Source organism: Achromobacter sp. (genome assembly GCF_049647645.1).
Lineage (GTDB): Bacteria > Pseudomonadota > Gammaproteobacteria > Burkholderiales > Burkholderiaceae_B > Achromobacter.
In genome coordinates, this window is the sequence record NZ_JBARYB010000219.1 from 88,796 (window position 1) to 106,897 (window position 18,102).

Annotated in this window: 14 protein-coding genes and 1 pseudogene; 8 read left to right on the forward strand and 7 right to left on the reverse strand. The window is 66.0% G+C overall.

Annotated elements, in window-relative coordinates:
• Positions 1–44 precede the first annotated feature (44 nt).
• Positions 45–815, forward strand: coding sequence for an SDR family oxidoreductase (locus tag WBB14_RS25835; RefSeq protein ID WP_424242294.1), 771 nt, complete (start codon positions 45–47; stop codon positions 813–815).
• A gap of 99 nt (positions 816–914) precedes the next feature.
• On the opposite strand, the gene WBB14_RS25840 is transcribed toward WBB14_RS25835, so the two are convergent.
• Positions 915–1,514, reverse strand: a complete 600-nt coding sequence (locus WBB14_RS25840; RefSeq protein ID WP_424242295.1) for a C40 family peptidase — start codon at positions 1,512–1,514, stop codon at positions 915–917.
• Between the two features lie 310 nt (positions 1,515–1,824).
• Between WBB14_RS25840 and WBB14_RS25845 the strand changes: the two genes are divergently transcribed.
• Positions 1,825–3,324 (forward strand): AMP nucleosidase, encoded by a 1,500-nt coding sequence (locus WBB14_RS25845; protein ID WP_424242296.1) that lies wholly within the window; start codon positions 1,825–1,827, stop codon positions 3,322–3,324.
• 135 nt (positions 3,325–3,459) lie between these two features.
• Positions 3,460–5,019, forward strand: a complete 1,560-nt coding sequence (locus tag WBB14_RS25850) for an amino acid permease (protein WP_424242297.1) — start codon at positions 3,460–3,462, stop codon at positions 5,017–5,019.
• 88 nt (positions 5,020–5,107) lie between these two features.
• Here WBB14_RS25850 and WBB14_RS25855 read toward each other — a convergent pair whose 3' ends face one another.
• From WBB14_RS25855 to WBB14_RS25865, 3 genes are all read right to left on the reverse strand, one after another.
• Entirely contained in the window at positions 5,108–5,428 is a 321-nt protein-coding gene (locus WBB14_RS25855; RefSeq protein WP_424242298.1) for an addiction module antidote protein, read from the reverse strand.
• 3 nt (positions 5,429–5,431) lie between these two features.
• A complete protein-coding gene (locus WBB14_RS25860) occupies positions 5,432–5,749 on the reverse strand; it encodes a type II toxin-antitoxin system RelE/ParE family toxin (RefSeq protein WP_424242299.1) in 318 nt (105 codons plus the stop codon).
• Between the two features lie 394 nt (positions 5,750–6,143).
• Entirely contained in the window at positions 6,144–7,076 is a 933-nt protein-coding gene (locus WBB14_RS25865) for a YicC/YloC family endoribonuclease (RefSeq protein ID WP_424242300.1), read from the reverse strand.
• 185 nt (positions 7,077–7,261) lie between these two features.
• On the opposite strand from WBB14_RS25865, the gene rph reads away from it, so the two are divergent.
• Complete coding sequence (gene rph, locus WBB14_RS25870) at positions 7,262–7,996, forward strand: ribonuclease PH (protein WP_424242301.1); 735 nt, start codon at positions 7,262–7,264, stop codon at positions 7,994–7,996.
• Positions 7,997–8,101: 105 nt separating this feature from the next.
• Here the strand turns inward: rph and WBB14_RS25875 are convergent, their stop codons facing one another.
• Positions 8,102–9,478: an MmgE/PrpD family protein gene (locus WBB14_RS25875; protein WP_424242302.1), complete on the reverse strand. Its 1,377-nt coding sequence runs from the start codon at positions 9,476–9,478 to the stop codon at positions 8,102–8,104.
• Between the two features lie 16 nt (positions 9,479–9,494).
• Complete coding sequence (locus WBB14_RS25880; protein WP_013393987.1) at positions 9,495–10,655, reverse strand: acyl-CoA dehydrogenase family protein; 1,161 nt, start codon at positions 10,653–10,655, stop codon at positions 9,495–9,497.
• A 212-nt stretch (positions 10,656–10,867) separates the two neighbouring features.
• On the opposite strand from WBB14_RS25880, the pseudogene WBB14_RS25885 reads away from it, so the two are divergent.
• A pseudogene (locus tag WBB14_RS25885) lies at positions 10,868–12,301 on the forward strand (methyl-accepting chemotaxis protein); the annotation flags it as partial.
• Positions 12,302–12,454: 153 nt separating this feature from the next.
• On the opposite strand, the gene WBB14_RS25890 reads toward WBB14_RS25885, so the two are convergent.
• The gene (locus WBB14_RS25890) at positions 12,455–14,308 is read right to left on the reverse strand and encodes an EAL domain-containing protein (RefSeq protein ID WP_424242303.1); all 1,854 of its coding nucleotides are present in this window, start codon (positions 14,306–14,308) and stop codon (positions 12,455–12,457) included.
• Between the two features lie 205 nt (positions 14,309–14,513).
• On the opposite strand from WBB14_RS25890, the gene rdgB reads away from it, so the two are divergent.
• The 3 genes from rdgB to glnA all read left to right on the forward strand — a co-directional run bounded on the left by rdgB (position 14,514) and on the right by glnA (position 17,992).
• Positions 14,514–15,137 (forward strand): RdgB/HAM1 family non-canonical purine NTP pyrophosphatase, encoded by a 624-nt coding sequence (gene rdgB / locus WBB14_RS25895; protein WP_424242304.1) that lies wholly within the window; start codon positions 14,514–14,516, stop codon positions 15,135–15,137.
• Positions 15,138–15,174: 37 nt separating this feature from the next.
• Positions 15,175–16,395, forward strand: a complete 1,221-nt coding sequence (hemW, locus tag WBB14_RS25900) for a radical SAM family heme chaperone HemW (protein ID WP_424242305.1) — start codon at positions 15,175–15,177, stop codon at positions 16,393–16,395.
• Between the two features lie 184 nt (positions 16,396–16,579).
• Positions 16,580–17,992: a type I glutamate--ammonia ligase gene (gene glnA / locus WBB14_RS25905; protein WP_332015065.1), complete on the forward strand. Its 1,413-nt coding sequence runs from the start codon at positions 16,580–16,582 to the stop codon at positions 17,990–17,992.
• Positions 17,993–18,102: the final 110 nt, after the last annotated feature.

The window sequence follows — 18,102 nt, forward strand, 5'->3', positions numbered from 1 at the left end:
ACGATTCGGGTAGCATTTCGCCGATCGATAACAAGGAGAATCCGATGCAAGCGAACGAGATCGAACACCCGCGCGTGGCGCTGGTCACCGGCGCCGGTACCGGCATAGGCCGCGCGGTGGCGCTGGAATTCCTGGCGCAAGGTTATCGGGTCGTACTGGCCGGCCGCCGCCGCGAACCGCTGGAAGCGACCCGCACCGCGGCGGGCGAGGATGGCGTGCGGGCGCTGGTGGTGCCCACGGACGTGTCGGATGAGCAGGCCGTGCGCGAGCTCTTCGACGCGGCGCAGCGCGAATACGGCCGGCTGGACGTGCTGTTCAACAATGCCGGACGCGGCGCGCCGGCGATGCCGATCGAGGAGTTGCCCGTGTCCGTCTGGCGCGACGTGGTCGACACCAACCTGACCGGCATGTTCCTGTGCGCGCAGGCCGCCATCCGCGTGATGAAGGCGCAGAACCCGCGCGGCGGGCGCATCATCAACAATGGCTCGATCTCGGCGCATGCGCCGCGTCCGTTTTCCATTGCCTACACCGCCACCAAGCATGCGGTGACCGGGCTGACCAAGTCGATTTCGCTGGATTGCCGGTCCTACAACATCGCTTGCGGCCAGATTGACATCGGCAATGCCGCGACCGACATGACCGAGCGCATGGCGGCCGGCATCCTGCAGGCCGATGGCAGCACCAAGGTGGAGCCGCGCATGGACGTGGCGCATGTGGCGCAGGCGGTCGCCGCCATGGCGCGCCTGCCGCTGGAAGCCAACGTGCAGTTCATGACCGTCATGGCGACCAATATGCCCTTCGTGGGCCGCGGCTGAAACGCGATCAGCCTGCGGCGGCGCGTCCATCGCAGGACTGGCCGCGGCAGGCTGTGGCGCCGCCCCCTGGGGCGCGCCGGACGCGCCCCGTTTTTTCCGTCAGCGGGCGGAAGCCTGGGCCAGCATCTGGCCCGGTTGCATATCCAGGTAGCGCCGCGCGCCGACGTAGCGCTTGTTCCAGTACGGATTCTTCATTTCATCCACACGCACCTTGGTGCCGCGGCGCGGGGCGTGGACAAACTTGTTCTGGCCGATATAGATGCCCACGTGCGAGGTTACGCCGCGGCCGCGCGTGGCGAAGAACACCAAGTCGCCAGGGCGCAGTTCCTGCTTGCCGGCGACGGATTCGCCGGCGGTGCGCTGGGCGCGGGCCGTGCGGGGCAGTTCCAGGCCGGCGATCTCGCGGAAGACATACAGGACCAGTCCGCTGCAATCGAAACCTTCGGCGTCGTCGCCGCCCCAGCTGTAGGGCGTGCCGATCGCTTCCAGGCCGGCTTGGACGACGCGGTCGCGCAGGGTGGGGACAGTGGGCTCCTGCGCCAGGCGCAGGCCGGTGAGCGAGGGGCGGGCCTGCTCGGGGCGGATCGACGCCTGCGCGGCGTCGGGAATCCAGGAGAGCGTCAGGGCGATGATGGGCGCTGACAGGAATACGGGAATGCGTAGGTGGGCAATTCGGGCTTTTCGCGTGGGCGGCGTCATTACGTCACTTCAAGAATCGGAGTGGGCGGCATGGCTTTGCCTGGATAGGCAAGCCGGCGGAAAGGGGGCAGCACCGGGGCGCAGAACCCCGGATTGCCACATGATTGTAATGGAATAATGTTTCATTACATTTGTAGTGCAATGCAGCATTCTTGTCGGCAGACGTTACGGGCCAGCGCCGCTCGCGCAGGCCTGAATATGACACTTCATCTTGCGCTGGCTCGTGCATAATCGTCGCCATCGGCCCCACGGCACGGCAAGCCGGCAGCGGCCGCTGAAACAGATAAGATGAGAAGCGGAGTAAAGCTCGATGATGAATGCAGTGCACCCTTTGTCTTCCATGAGCCGGCCTGACGCCTTGCCCTTCGAACCGTTCCAGGATGCGGTGGCGGCGGTGGAGCGCCTGATCGAAATCTATGCGCGCAACACCGCTTTCCTGCGCGCCGCCTTCCGCGAAGTGCTGAAAGGCTCGACCAACGGCCGCGAGCGCGCCCGCGCCTACTACCCGGCCATCCGCATCGTGGTGGAAACCTATGACCCGATCGATACGCGGCTGTCGTATGGCCACGTGGCCGAACCGGGCATTTACCAGACCACCATCACCCAGCCCGCGCTGTTCCGCGACTACCTGATAGAGCAAGTGGGCCAGCTGCTGCAGAATCACCGCGTGGCGGTGGAGGTCGGCGAGTCCGATTCGCCCATTCCGCTGCATTTTGCTTTCCCCGAGGGCGCCTATGTCGAAGGCGAGCATCTGGAAGCGCTCAAGCGGCCCCTGCGCGACCTGTTCGACGTGCCGGACCTGGCGGTGACGGACGATGCCATCGTCAACGGCTCCTGGCGCGGCAAAGAGGGCGAACCCAAGCCGCTGGCGCCGTTCACCGCCCAGCGCGTGGACTATTCGTTGCATCGCCTGCAGCACTACACCTCGACCGCGCCGGCGCATTTCCAGAATTTCGTGCTGTTCACCAACTATCAGTTCTACGTGGACGAGTTCTGCGCCCGCGCCCGCGCGCTGATGGCCAGCGGCAACGCTGACTACGACATGCTGGTGGAGCCGGGCAACCGCATCACGCGCCGCGGCGAAAGCGGTCCGGGCGACGAGGACCAGGCAGTGCGGCTGCCGCAGATGCCGGCCTATCACCTGGTGCGCGGCGACCATTCCGGCATCACGCTGGTGAACATAGGCGTGGGCCCGTCCAACGCCAAGACGATTACCGATCACATCGCCGTGCTGCGCCCGCATGCCTGGCTGATGCTGGGCCACTGCGCCGGCCTGCGTGATTCCCAGCGCCTGGGCGACTACGTGCTGGCGCATGGCTATGTGCGCGAGGACCACGTGCTGGACGCCGACCTGCCCACCTGGGTGCCGGTGCCCGCGTTGGCCGAGGTGCAGGTGGCGCTGGAGCAGGCGGTCGAAGAAGTCGCGGGGCTGTCGGGCTGGGACCTGAAGCGCATCATGCGCACGGGCACGGTCGCCACCATCGACAACCGCAACTGGGAGCTGCGCGACCACCTGGAACTGGTGGAGCGCTTTGCGCAGTCCCGCGCCATTGCGCTGGACATGGAATCGGCCACCATCGCCGCCAACGGCTTCCGTTTCCGCGTCCCCTACGGCACCTTGCTGTGCGTGTCGGACAAGCCCTTGCATGGCGAACTGAAGCTGCCCGGCATGGCCAGCGCCTTCTATCGCCGGCAGGTGAACCAGCATCTGGAAATCGGCATCCGTGCCTTGGAGCGGCTGCGCGATATGCCGCCGGAGCGCCTGCATTCGCGCAAGTTGCGCACCTTCATGGAAACGGCGTTCCAGTAGTCCGATTGATCCGTCCCCGAGGCCCCGCGATTTCACCGGATGGGGTCTCTTGCGCTATCCTCGCCGGTTGCTTGGAAATCCCCAGGCACCCGGGCGCGTGGCGCGGGTGCCTTCATGACCTGAAGGAAACGCATTTTGGCACCATCGGAACACGATGAACGTCGCTCAGGCGGCACGCGCAAGGCGGAGGCGGAACAACCTTCCGAGTTGCGCCGCACGCTGTCCGCGCGCCACCTGACCATGATCGCGGTAGGCGGGTCGATCGGCACCGGGCTGTTCGTGGCCTCGGGCGCGACCATCGCCAAGGCCGGCCCTGGCGGCGCGCTGCTGGGCTATGTGCTGATCGGCATCATGGTTTATTTCCTGATGACCAGCCTGGGCGAACTAGCCGCCGCCATGCCGGTTTCCGGTTCTTTTTCCACCTATGGCGCGCGCTACGTCGAGGACGGCTTCGGCTTCGCCTTGGGCTGGAACTATTGGTACAACTGGGCGGTCACGGTGGCGGTCGACCTGGTGGCGGCGCAGCTCGTCATGGCGTACTGGTTTCCGGACGTGCCCGGGTTCTATTGGAGCGCCTTGTTCCTGGCAATCACGTTCGGCCTGAACGCCATGTCGGCGCGCGGCTTCGGCGAGGCGGAATTCTGGTTTGCGCTGATCAAGGTGATCGCCGTACTGGCGTTCGTGGCAATGGGCGTGATGATGCTGCTGGGCATCATCCGCGGCGGCGAGGCCGGCGGCCTGGCCAACTGGACGGTGGGCGACGCGCCTTTCTCGGGCGGTTTTGCTGCGCTGATCGGCGTGGCCATGGTGGTGGGATTTTCGTTCCAGGGCACCGAACTGATCGGCATCGCCGCGGGCGAATCCAAGGATCCGGCGCGCAACCTGCCGCGCGCGGTGCGGCAGGTGTTCTGGCGCATTCTGCTGTTCTACGTGGCGGCCATCCTGGTCATCGGCCTGCTGATTCCGTATACCGATCCGCATCTGCTGCGCAACGAGGTCGAGGACATCAGCGTCAGCCCCTTCGCCCTGATCTTCGAGCGCGCCGGCCTGTTGGGGGCGGCTTCGGTCATGAATGCGGTGGTGCTGACGTCGGTCTTGTCGGCCGGCAACTCCGGCATGTACGCCGCCACGCGCATGCTCTACAGCCTGGCCCGCGACGGCAAGGCGCCGCGCATTTTCGGCCGCATCTCGCGCAACGGCGTGCCGCTGTGGGCGCTGCTGGCGACCACGGCGGTGGCGGCGCTGTGCTTCTTCACCTTCATCTTCAGTCCCAACGCCGTCTACATCTGGCTGCTGAACACGTCCGGCATGACGGGCTTCATCGCCTGGCTGGGCATCGCCATCAGCCATTACCGATTCCGCCGCGGCTACGTCAAGCAGGGCCATAACTTGGCCGATCTGCCCTATGTGTCGCCGTTCTTTCCGTTCGGGCCGATATTCGCCTTTGTGCTGTGCCTGGTCATTACCCTGGGACAGAACTACCAGGCGTTCCTGCAGGACAAGATCGATTGGGGCGGCGTGGTCGCGACCTATATCGGCATTCCGCTGTTCCTGCTGATCTGGGCCGGCTACCGGCTGGCGCGCGGCTCGCGCTTCGTCAACTACCGTGATATGAAGTTCCCCGATGCGCGGGCGCGCAGCGCGTATCTGGATTCAGCGCTGCGGGGAGAGCCTGCGGCGGGAGAGGCGCGCTGAAAGGCCGGCGCGGCGCGGCGAGGGGACTGGCCGTACAGCCATTGCCCCCTCGTGGGCTGCGGTCAAACGAGTGACCGTCGCAAGTCGTTCAAGCGTGCGCGATCTCCGCGTGCAGTTTGAGTCCCAGCGCGCGGATTACTTTCATGATGGTGCTGAACTCTGGATTGCCTTTTGCAGACAGGGCTTGATACAGGCCCTCGCGGGATAGACCCGTATCGCGGGCAAGCTGGCTCATGCCTCGCGCACGGGCGATGTCGCCCAGAGCCGCACGGATCAGACTGCCGTCGCCAGGATCTTCCGCAAGGCAAGCCTCGAAATACAGCACCGCATCCTCATCTGTCTTGAGGGTGTCAGCGGCATCCCAACGGCTAAATCCTTCGGGGATGTTGACGGTGAGAGGTTCGCTCATGGTTCACTCCTTCCACTGCTTGGCGAGATCGATGGCGCGCTTGATGTCGGCGTCCTGCTTTGCTTTGTCGCCACCGCATAGCAGCACGATTACAGTGTTGCCGCGTCGGGTGAAGTACAGACGGTAGCCGGGACCCACGTCGATACGCATTTCTGAAACACCATTGTGCAAGGGCTTCCAATCGCCCAGATTGCCACGCTCGGCAAGGCGGATTCTGCCAGTGATACGTGCGCGGACAATCCTGTCGCGCAGATTGTCATGCCACACTTTGAACTGGCGACTCTGGACGATTTCGATTGCATTTATTGTGAGCCATGGCATACATGAATGTCAATCATGAATTACAGCTTCATCGTTGCGCGGCGACTCTTGGGCGTCCCGCTCCACTGTTTCGACTAGGCGGGGGCGATGTACGCGCACCCCAGATGCATCGCCGTTGGCGTGGGCGACCGCTACCTGCAGAGCGTGCTTGATGCAATCGAATGCTGTGTTCAAGATGTTCTCCGTCCTCTCTGATGTTGACCCATGCCGCTCCCGGACCGGCAAGCTTGGCTGTGGGGGCTATATCAGCAGATATGGACGAATGGTCGGCCCTTCTACATTCCAAAATCAGACAAAAAGCAGCCCTTACATACTGGATCGTCCATCCAGCACATAAGGGCTGCTTTTTATTGCCCAGATCCGGCGCACAGACAACGCGCCACCGCGTATCCGGTTACTCGATGTTCTGCGCCTGTTCCCGCATCTGTTCGATCAGCAGCTTCAAGTCCATGGCCGCGCGGGTGACTTCCATGCTGCCGGCCTTGGAGCCCAGGGTGTTGGCTTCGCGGTTCATTTCCTGGAACAGGAAGTCCAGGCGCTTGCCTGCGCTGCCGGCGTTCTTCTTGCCGGAGGCTTGCTTGCCGCCGCCGTCGCCCAGCAGGTGACGCAGCTCTTCCAGGTGCGAGCGCAGGCGCGACAGCTCTTCGGCTACGTCGATGCGCAGCGCGAACAGGTTGGCTTCCTGCGACAGGCGTTCCGACAGTTCCGCGCCGGAAATGTGGGTGAAGCCGCCGGGGAAGGCGGATTCCACGCTTTCGCGCAGCTTGGAGGCCAGCTTGTCGCGGTGGTCGGCCAGCAGCTGGGGCAGGTGCGCCTGCACCAGTTCGACGATGCGCGCCACGCCGTCGGCGCAATCGCGCATCATGCCGGCCAGGCGTTCGCCTTCGCGTTCGCGGCCTTCCTGCAATTGGGTCAGGGCCTGTTGGGCGGCCTGCAGGCAGGCCGCGCCCCAGACTTGCGGGTCAAGGGCGTCGTTGGCGCGCTGGCCGGGCCAGTTGAACAATTCCACCAGGCGCGGGGCGGCGATGTCCGGGAGGATGCGGCGCGCCGCTTGCAGCTGTTCGGCCAGGCTTTCGAGCCAGGCCGGCTCCAGCTTGGATAGGTCGGTGCTGGCGTTGCGCGTGTAGGAGACGCGGATCTCGACCTTGCCGCGCGCCAGGTTGGCGGTCAGCAGTTCGCGCAGCGGCGTTTCGACGTGGCGCAATTCGTCGGGCAGGCGGAAATAGAGGTCGAGGAAGCGGCTGTTGACGCTGCGGAATTCGAGCGCAAGCGTGCCTTGCTCGAGATCTGCGCGGGCGTTGCCGAAAGCGGTCATGCTGCGAATCATGATGTGCGTGTCCTGGTAATGCTTTTTATTGGGAACCGGTTACGGCCCAGCCCGCGCCAGCCGGTATTTCGGCGCGAGCCTTGTGTATGTACCGGTTACATCGCGGCAGGATACTCCAAGCGGCGGTTTCCTGCGGCGCCACCCCGTACAATGCGGCGGATCTTAGCCACGTCTGGAGTCTGCCTGTGACCAATACCCCCGCCATCGCCCGTCCTTCGGGCCGCGCCGTCGACGAACTGCGGCCGTTCAGCCTGGAGCGCGGATTTACGCGCTACGCCGAAGGTTCGGTACTGGTGAGGGCCGGCAATACCCATGTGCTGTGCACGGCCAGCGTATTGGAGAAAGTACCGCCTTTTCTGAAGGGCAAGGGGGAAGGCTGGGTAACGGCTGAATACGGCATGTTGCCGCGGGCCACCCATACCCGTGGCGACCGCGAGGCCGCGCGCGGCAAGCAGAGCGGCCGTACGCAGGAAATCCAGCGCCTGATCGGCCGCAGCCTGCGCGCGGTGTTCGACATGAAGGCGCTGGGCGAACGCACCCTGCATCTGGACTGCGACGTGCTGCAGGCCGACGGCGGCACGCGCTGCGCCAGCATCACCGGCGCCTGGGTGGCGGCCTCCGACGCCATCGCCTTGCTGATGAAGCGCGGCGACCTGGCCGCGAACCCGATACGCGACGCGGTGGCGGCGGTGTCGGTCGGCCTGGTGCAGGGCCGCGCGGTGCTGGACCTGGATTACGAGGAAGACTCGGCCTGCGACGCGGACGTGAACGTGATCATGACCGGCAGCGGAGCCTTCGTGGAAGTGCAGGGCACGGGCGAGGGCGCCACCTTCACCCGCGCGGAACTGGATAGGATGCTGGTGCTGGCCGAAGGCGGCATTGCCGGCCTGGTGCGCGAACAGCGCGCGGCGCTGGCCTGATCAGCGCCAAGAAATGACGGGTTGGGCGCGTTCATCGCGGCCAACCCGTCGACCAGAGTCCATACACAGTAAAAGGAGCCTTGCACAGGCTCCAGCCTGCCGCCGTCAGGCCCGCGGCAGCAGCATCCCCAGCTTTTCGGCTTTCTCCAGATTCCAGATCGCCGTGATCAGCCCGCGCAGCTCCTGCTCGGTGGCGGCGTCCGCATAGCGGCCCAGGCTTAGCGTCTTGTCCTCGATTTCCGCCCGGCTCAGGGTGTTGCCCGGATCGCCCTTGGGCTCGTCGACGCGGCCATGCAGCTTGCGGCCGTCGCGGGTGTAGACGGTGACCTTGCCGATCCAGCGTTGGGGGTAGGCGCCGTCGACCTCGGGGTCGAGCTCCATTTCCACCTTGCCGCGGAACGTGGCCACGCCCGGATCGTCCAGGCCAGCGTCGAACTCGGCCAGGCCGGCGCGTCCTTGGCGGGCGATCAATGCCAGGACCGTGCCCATCGAAAACTTGGACTGGTGCACGGTCTGCGGATTGACTACCGGCCCGAGCACGTCGATGGCGCCCTGATGTACGTGGGCAACGACCCGTTCGACGTCGGCCTCGGTGAGATTGTTGTCGCGCAGCGCCTGTTGCAGCGCGTCGGCGGCCGGGTGGGTGTGGCGGCAGGAGGCGTGGAACTTGAACGAGGTCTCGGCCAGCGCCCAGCGCTCGCCCAACCGGTCGCACAGGCGGCTGGGGTCGGCGTCCGTCGACATGCCGGCCGCCATGCCCTGCGGGCCTTCCAGGATGTGGCGCGCGCCGGTGAAGCCCTCGCGTGCCAGGTAGGCCGCGGTAATGCCGTCGGCGGCGGCCTTGGCGGTGTGCAGTTGCTTGGAGTCGGCAGCGTCGCGCAGGAACTCCCAGAGGCCGGCCGCCTGGGTGCCGGCCGACCCGAGCGCGTGCAGCATTTCCTCGGGGGACAGGTTGAGCAGCCGGCCGGTGGTGACGGCGGCGGCCAGCGTGCCGGCGGTGCCGGTGGTGTGGAAGATCTTGTAGTGCGAACGGCCCAGGAATTCGCCCACGCGGATCCCGACTTCGTAGCCCGCCACGGCGGCGACCAGCAGGTCGCGGCCGGAACGACCCAAGGCCTGGGCCACGGCCAGCGCGGGCGGGAACACCACCGCGGCCGGGTGGAACACGGAACCGTTATGCACGTCGTCCTGCTCCACCACGTGGGCAGCGGCGGCATTGACCATCGCGGCGAACAGCGGCGTGGTGCGGCGGCGGGTGATCAGCACTTCGCTGGGGCCGTCGGTCGGGCCCATGGCCGCGGCATAGCGGTCGATGGCCTGCACGGCGCGCGCGGAGGCCCCCGCCAGGATGGAGGCCAGGCAGTCCAGCAGCAGGTCCTCGGCGCGGCGCAGCACCGGGGCCGGTATGTCTTCATAGCGCAGGTTGGCGGCAAAGGCCGCGAGCTCGGCGCTCAGGTGCGGGGTGTCTTTGACAACGGTCATTGATGTCGGGATCCGGTCAGAAGGAGCGGGGCAGGCCCAGGATGTGTTCGGCCACGTAGGACAGGATCAGGTTGGTCGAGATCGGCGCAACCTGATACAGGCGGGTTTCGCGGAACTTGCGCTCCACATCATATTCCGTGGCGAAGCCGAAGCCGCCGTGGAATTGCAGGCAGGCGTTGGCGGCTTCCCAGGACGCGTCGGCGGCCAGCAGTTTGGCCATATTGGCCTGGGCGCCGCAGGGCTCATGGGCGTCGAACAGGCGGCAGGCTTCGTAGCGCATCAGGCTGGCGGCTTCGACGTTGATGTGGGCGCGGGCGATGGGGAACTGCACGCCCTGGTTCTGGCCGATGGGGCGGCCGAACACCATGCGCTCCTTGGCGTAGGCGGTGACCTTGTCCACGAACCAGTAGCCGTCGCCGATGCACTCGGCGGCGATCAGGGTGCGTTCGGCGTTCAGGCCGTCCAGGATGTACTTGAAACCCTTGCCTTCCTCGCCGATCAGGTTTTCTTCGGGGATTTCCAGGTTGTCGAAGAACAGCTCGTTGGTCTCGTGGTTGACCATGTTGGGGATCGGGCGGATAGCCATGCCGTGCTTCACGGCGTGATGCAGGTCCACCAGGAAGATGGACATGCCTTCCGACTTGCGCGTGACCTGGTCCAGCGGCGTGGTGCGCGCCAGCAGGATCATCAGGTCCGAGTGCTGCACGCGCGAGATCCAGACCTTCTGGCCATTGATGACGTAGCGGTCGCCGCGCTTGACGGCGGTGGTCTTGATCTTGGTGGTGTCGGTGCCGGTGGTGGGCTCGGTCACGCCCATGGACTGCAGGCGCAGTTCGCCTGCGGCGATGCGCGGCAGGTATTCGCGCTTCTGGGCTTCGGAGCCGTGGCGCAGCAGCGTGCCCATGTTGTACATCTGGCCGTGGCAGGCGCCGGAGTTGCCGCCGCTGCGGTTGATTTCTTCCATGATGACCGACGCTTCGGTCAGGCCCAGGCCGGAGCCGCCGTATTCCTGCGGGATCAGCGCGGCCAGCCAGCCGGCCTCGGTCAGCGCGCGGACGAAGGCTTCGGGGTAGCCGCGTTCTTCGTCGACCTTGCGGAAATATTCGGAGGGGAATTGGGCGCAGAGGTCGCGTACGGCTTCGCGGATATCCTGATAGGCGTGGGAGGCGTTGGGCATGTTGCTGTTTTCTATATGGGTGATGGATCGGTGCAGAATTGAATGTGCCGCAAGCCGCAGTCCCTGCCAATTCACAATTGCTTAATACGGGGTTCGGTTTCGTGACGGGAGTTTGTCATCCCGGCGGCGGGGTTGTGTCAAGAAATTGCCAAACTGGGTGTCCATAATCCGTACGAACGCCGCCGCTGGCGGCAGGTTTTGTATGGACTGATATGCGGAAAAACATCAGGGTCACGACGGCGGTGTCGGCCATTCTTGCGTTGTTCGTGGCGCTGTTCGCGCTGGCGGCGGCGGCGGGAATCTCGGTGCTGCGGGAAAACCGCGCGGACATCGAAGCGCTGGGCCGGGGCAGCATCGAACGCGCTGGCGACCTGGCCGACATGACCAGCCGGCTGTTCCAGGCGCGCGCCGCGCTGACGGATGCCAAGACGGCAATGGAAGGCGGCCTGGAAGAGGCGCGCAACGAGTCTTTGGCGCACGCCGAGGCGCTCTTCAAGCAGGCCGCGGCCAGCATGGCGCGCCTGCGCGCCAATCCCGACGCCAGCGCCGAGGGCGCGCCGCGCTTCGATGCTGTGCTGGCCGCCTATGCCGCCTTCGCGGACAAGACGCTGGCGCCCATGCACGCGGCCATCAAAGGCTGGAACGGCATCGAGGTGAACCGCCTGGTGGACAAGGCGCTGCCGGCCAGCGGCGCCGCCTACGTCAAGCAGGCCGACGCCTACCAAACCTACGCCCGCGATCAGGGCCAGGCGGCGGTGGCCAGCGCCAGCCTCACGCTGCAGCGGGTGATCGCGGTGGCCGCCGGCGTGCTGGCGCTGGTGTTGGCGCTGGCCGTGCTGATCCGGCTGGCGTTCCGCCGCAGCATCCTGCGGCCGCTGAACGAGGCCGGCGCGCATTTCGACCGCATCGCCGACGGCGACCTGACGGGCGCTATCGCCATGCGCGGCGACAACGAGATCGGCGTCCTGTACAGCGCCATGCGGCGCATGCAGAAGGGGTTGTCGGCGGCCGTCGCCTCGGTGCGCCACGGCGTCGAGGAAATCCATACCGGCTCGGGCGAGATCGCCGCGGGCGGGGCCGACATGTCGGACCGCACCGCGCGCCAGGCGGGCTCGCTGCAGGAAGCGTCGGCCAACATGATGCAGCTGGCGCATACGGTGCAGCTGACGGCGGGCAACGCCGACCTGGCCAGCCGCCAGGCGCTGGGCGCCACACAGCTGGCGCAGCGCGGCGGCGCGGCGGTCGAAGAAGTGGTGCAGAGCATGCAGGGCATCGCCGAGAGCGCGCGCCGCATCGGCGAGATCGTCGGCGTGGTCGACAGCATCGCCTTCCAGACCAATATCCTGGCGCTGAACGCGGCCGTGGAAGCGGCGCGCGCCGGAGAACAGGGCAAGGGCTTCGCCGTGGTGGCGGGCGAGGTGCGCTCGCTGGCCCAGCGCAGCGCGCAGGCCGCCAAGGAGATCAAGGGCCTGATCGAGGATTCCGCGGCGCGCGTGCAGGCGGGGGTGCGCCAGGTCAGCCTGGCCGGCGACACCATGCGGGACATGGTGCAGTCGGTGGACCGGGTGACGCAGATCGTGGCCGAGATTTCCAGCGCCACGGCCGAGCAGGCCGCCGGCATCGCCTCGGTCAACCACGCGGTGGCGGACATCGAGCGCTCGACGCAGGAGAACGCCGCCATGGTGGAGCAGACCGCAGCCGCGGCCGCCGCTCTGGAAGCCCAGGCGCAAGGCTTGCGGCGGGCGGTGGCGGTGTTCCAGATCGCCCAGCCGGCCCATGGTGCGGCCGGGCAGCAGGGCTCAGCTGTCGAGCTGCGGCAGGATGCCGCCGGTGTAGCGCTCGGCCACCAGCGACAGGTTCCCGTGCTTGACCTTGTGCTTGACATGGGCGGCAGCCGACGCGATGTCCTCAGGGCGGATGCGCTCGCATAGCGAGGGCGTGACGGTGAGGGCGCCGACCCCCAGCGTCACGAAGGGAAAGAAGCGGGGCACGCCGTAGCGGTCCTCGGCTTCGATCCCGCCGTTGCGGCGGCCTGCGTCGTCGTACAGGTCCATCGCGCGGTCGTTGAATTCGGCAATGATGCGCTGGGCGCGCTCCATCCAGTCGGGACTGCGCAGCAGCACCACGAAGTCGTCGCCGCCCACATGGCCGACGAAGTCGCGCTGCGGGTCGCAATGGCGCTTGATGACCTCGGCGGTCAACATGATCATGTCGTCGCCGCGCCAGTAGCCGTAGACGTCGTTGAAGGGCTTGAAGTTATTCAGGTCGCCATAGCAGATGGTGAAGTCGTCCGCGTCTTCCAGCAGCGTGGCGATGTGCCGGCTGATGGGGATGTTGCCGGGCAGGGAGGTCAGGGGATTGGCGTACCGCGCCGCCTCGATGCGCATTTCGGTGACCGAGCGCACCAGCGTTTCGCCGGTGGCCAGCCCGTCGTAGCGGCCTTCGCGCGTGATGATCAGGCCGTCCATCAGATAGCGCTGGTCTTCCGAGATCAGCACATGGCTCAACTGGTCGATGGACACATTCAAGTCCACCAGCACCGGTTCGGCGTTCATGAAGGTCGAGCAGGCGTCGCGTCCGAACAGTTCGCGCGTGTAGCGCTGGGCGTAGTGTTCCGAGAAGTCGCGCCGGTTGATGATGCCGACCGGGCGGTTGTCGTCATCCACCACGGCCACCGCGTGCATCTCCTTGTGCTCGATGAACAGCCGGTGCACGTCGTCGTTGGTATGCCCGCTCAATTGCACCGCCGGCGCTTCGACGCGCAGGCTGGCGGCGGTGCCGCCGATGCCGCGCTGCAGCGCGGCCGCCGGGGCCCGTTGCCGCAGCGAATCGCGCAGCGGCGGCGCCAGCTCGGTCAGCAGCATTTCTTCCGGCCGGCCCAGCAGCCAGCCTTGCGCGTAGCGGATGTCCAGTTCGCGCACCACGGCCAGGTCCTCGGCGGTTTCGATGCCTTCGGCGACGATGGTGGTGCCCAGGTGCTGCGCCACCTTCAGGATGGCGCGCACCATGTTCTGCTTGCGTTCGTCCTGGCCGATGCCGTCGAAGAAATAGCGGTCGATCTTGACCAGGTCCGGCTGCATCTCGGCCCAGAGCTGCAGATTGGAGTTGCCCACGCCGTAGTCGTCCAGCGCAACGCGCATGCCATGCTCGCGCAGGCAGGCGAAGGCGCTGGACAGCTCCGCCATGTGCTCGGACAGCGGATCCTGCTCGGTGAGCTCGACGATGATGCTGGACGGCGCGAGTGAGCAGTCTTTGAGCAGGCGCTGGGGCATTTCCTCGCCCCACAGGGTCCAGTAATGCAGCAGCGCCGAGCCGGACAGGTTCAGGAACAGCATGCCGGCGGCGTCGTGCTGATGAAAGCCTTGGGCGCCGGCGCGGAAGCTGGCCAGTTCCAGCTGCGGATGCAGGCCCTGGCGGCGGGCCTCGGCAAACAGCGCGTCGGGGAAGTGCAAAGCGGTGTCGGCGGGGCCGCGGATCAGGCTTTCATGGCCGTAGATGCGGCTGTGCGAAAGATCGACCACGGGCTGGAAGCGCGGGCGCAACAGCCGTTCGCGCAGGATGCCGGCCAGGCTCACGTGCGCTGACGCGCTGTCCAGGGATGATGAGGGCGCGCGGGCCGCTACCGGCCGGGGCAAAGCGTGAATGGGGTCCATCGCCGGTGCGTTCAGATACTATCAGTGACAAGTTTGATCATATTGACAAGAAAATATGTCGGCGTTGTTGCGTCGACGACGGGCGCGCCATCTTCAATTAGGGTACGCATCACTGTCAACCCCGGCCCAGGGCATATCCTTCCTGCGAGCGGGGTATCCCGCCCCGGCGGCGGCGCATCCGGCCCGCGCCCTATACAATTTGCCCATGACTGCTCCCAAGATTCCCGATTCCCTGCGCCGCGTCGTGCTGGCCTCCAACAATGCCGGCAAGCTGCGCGAGTTCTCTGCCTTGTTCGCGCCTCTGGGCATAGAACTGGTGCCCCAGGGCGAACTGGGAGTGCCCGAAGCCGAAGAGCCGCACGTCACCTTCGTCGAAAATGCGCTGGCCAAGGCCCGCCATGCCAGCCGCCTGACCGGACTGCCCGCGTTGGCCGACGATTCCGGCCTGTGCGTGGCGGCGCTGGACGGTGCGCCCGGCGTGTATTCGGCGCGCTATGCCAAGATGCATGGCGGCGAAAAATCAGACCAGGCCAATAACGAACTGCTGGTGCGCAAGTTGGCCGGCGTGGCCGACCGCAGCGCCTGGTACGTGGCGGTGCTGGCGCTGGTGCGCTCCGAAAACGATCCCCGCCCGCTCATCGGCGAAGGCCTGTGGCATGGCGAGATCATCGACCAGCCCGAAGGCGCCAACGGCTTTGGCTACGACCCGCATTTCTATCTGCCCGACCAGGCCCTGACCGCCGCGGCGCTGGACCCGGAGGAAAAGAACCAGCGCAGCCACCGCGCCCGCGCGCTGCGCGAACTGTTGAGCAAGCTGAGCCAGGCTTGACGAGGGCGCCGCGTGGCGCCCAGTCCAGGAATTACGCATGTCCATCATCATTCCCATCCGCAACGACATGGGCGCGCAGCCGTCGCGCCTGAAGCTGCCGGCCGGCGCCACGCTGACCAGCCTGCCGCCGCTGTCGGTCTACGTGCATGTGCCCTGGTGCGTGCGCAAATGCCCTTATTGCGACTTCAACTCGCACGCGGCGCCGGGCGAGATCCCGGAGCGCGCCTATCTGGATGCGCTGCGCAGCGACCTGGAACAGGCGCTGCCTTCCATCTGGGGGCGGCAGGTGGTGTCGGTTTTCATCGGCGGGGGCACGCCCAGCCTGCTGTCGTCCGAGGGCCTGGACGAGCTGCTGGCGATGTTGCGCGCCTGTCTGAACCTGTGGCCCGACGCCGAGATCACGATGGAAGCCAACCCCGGCACGGCCGAGGCCGGGCGCTTCCGCGACTACGCCGCCAGCGGCGTGACGCGGTTCTCGCTGGGAATCCAGAGTTTCGACGACGCCCAGCTGAAGAAGCTGGGCCGCATCCATGACAGCGCCCAGGCCCGGGCGGCGATCGAGATGGCGCAGCGCGCCGTCGCGCGCGTGAACCTGGACATGATGTTCGCCTTGCCCGGCCAGACGCTGGAGGCCTGTGTGGCCGACTTGCGGCAAGCCGTGGCCTTCGGCACCGAGCATCTGTCGCTCTATCACCTGACGATGGAACCCAATACCGTCTTCGCCAAGTTCCCGCCCGAGGACCTGCCCGACGACGACACCAGCGCGGCCATGCAGGACGCGGTGGAAGCCGAACTGGCTGCGGCCGGGCTGTCCCGCTACGAGGTCTCGGCCTATGCCAAGCCCGGCGCCCGCTGCCGCCACAACCTGAATTACTGGGAGTTCGGCGACTACCTGGGCCTGGGGCCGGGCGCGCATGGCAAGCTCTCCTTCCATGACCGCATCCTGCGCGAGGCGCGGCTGCGCAGTCCAGACTCGTGGATGCAGGCCGCCATGACTCGTGACGGCAGCCACATCGCCGAAAGCCGCCAGGTCGGCCCGGACGAACTGCCGTTCGAGTTCATGCTGAATGCCCTGCGCCTGAAGGACGGCGTCGCCGCCACCGCCTTCAACGAACGCACCGGCCTGTCGCTGGCCGCCATTGCGCACCAATTGGAGGCAGCGTCCAAGCGCGGCCTGCTGGACGCCGATCCCACCCGTCTGCGGGCGACCCCGCTGGGCTGGAGATTTCTCAATGATCTGCAGGAAATGTTCCTGTAGCGTGCATGCACCATAGTGGGGCCAGCATGCCCCACTATTTGCACCATTATGGTGCTACATTTTCCCGTGACCCGCCTGCCTTCCCCGGGGAATCCCGGGGGTAAAACCTGGCACGCTTATTGCTTCCTTCTTTTATGCCAATCGACGGGCAAAGCCCTCGACCTTTTTATCTAATGGAGATGACATGGCAAGCCCGAAAGATGTCCTGAAACAGATCGCCGACAACGAAGTCAAATTCGTGGATTTCCGCTTTACCGATACGATTGGCCGTGAGCACCACGTTTCCGTGCCTATCAGCCAGATCGATGAAGACAAGCTGGAAAGCGGGCAGGCCTTCGACGGTTCGTCGATCCCGGGCTGGAAGGGCATCGAAGCCTCCGACATGCTGCTCATCCCCGACCTGTCCACCGGCAACCTCGATCCGTTCCGCGAAGAGCCGACCCTGATCCTGTCGTGCGACGTGGTCGAACCGTCCGATCTGAAGGGCTATGACCGCGACCCGCGCTCGCTGGCCAAGCGCGCCGAAGCCTACCTGAAGTCCTCCGGCCTGGGCGACACCGCCTACTTCGGTCCGGAACCCGAATTCTTCGTCTTCGACGGCGTGACCTGGAACAGCGACATGTCCGGCACTTTCGTCAAGATCAAGTCGGAAGAAGCGCCCTGGTCCTCGGGCCTGGAATTCGAAGGCGGCAACACTGGCCACCGTCCCACCGTCAAGGGCGGCTACTTCCCCGTGCCCCCGGTCGACTCCTTCCAGGACATGCGTTCGGAAATGTGCCTGCTGATGGAACAGATGGGCGTGCCGGTCGAAGTGCACCACCATGAAGTGGCCGGCGCCGGCCAGCTCGAAATCGGCACCAAGTTCAGCACGCTGGTGCAGCGCGCCGACTGGACGCAGATCGTCAAGTACGTGATCCACAACGTGGCCCACGCCTACGGCAAGACCGCCACGTTCATGCCCAAGCCCATCGTCGGCGACAACGGCTCCGGCATGCATGTCCACCAGTCCATCTGGAAGGACGGCCAGAACCTGTTCGCGGGTAACGGCTACGCCGGCCTGTCGGAATTCGCGCTGTACTACATCGGCGGCATCATCAAGCACGCCCGCGCGCTGAACGCCATCACCAACCCCGGCACCAACTCGTACAAGCGCCTGGTTCCGCACTACGAAGCGCCCGTGAAGCTGGCCTACTCGGCCCGCAACCGTTCGGCTTCGATCCGCATTCCGTACGTCGGCAATCCGAAGGGCCGCCGCGTCGAAGCGCGTTTCCCGGACCCCCTGGCCAACCCGTACCTGGCCTTCTCGGCCCTGATGATGGCTGGCCTGGACGGCGTGCAGAACAAGATCCACCCCGGCGATCCCGCCGACAAGAACCTGTACGACCTGCCGCCGGAAGAAGACGCCAAGATCCCGACCGTCTGCGCGTCGCTGGAGCAGGCGCTGGAAGCCCTGGACAACGACCGCGAGTTCCTGACCCGCGGCGGCGTGTTCAGCAACGACATGCTCAGCGCCTATATCGAACTCAAGATGGGCGACGTGAACCGTCTGCGCATGACGCCGCACCCGGTCGAGTTCGACATGTACTACAGCCTCTGATGCGCTGAGGCTGCAGCTGGAGGTCGCGCGATGTAGGCAGAAACCAGGGCCCGCACCACGCGCACTTCCAGGTCGCGGTTCGACGTACTGCCCGCCAGGTGCAATAGCCC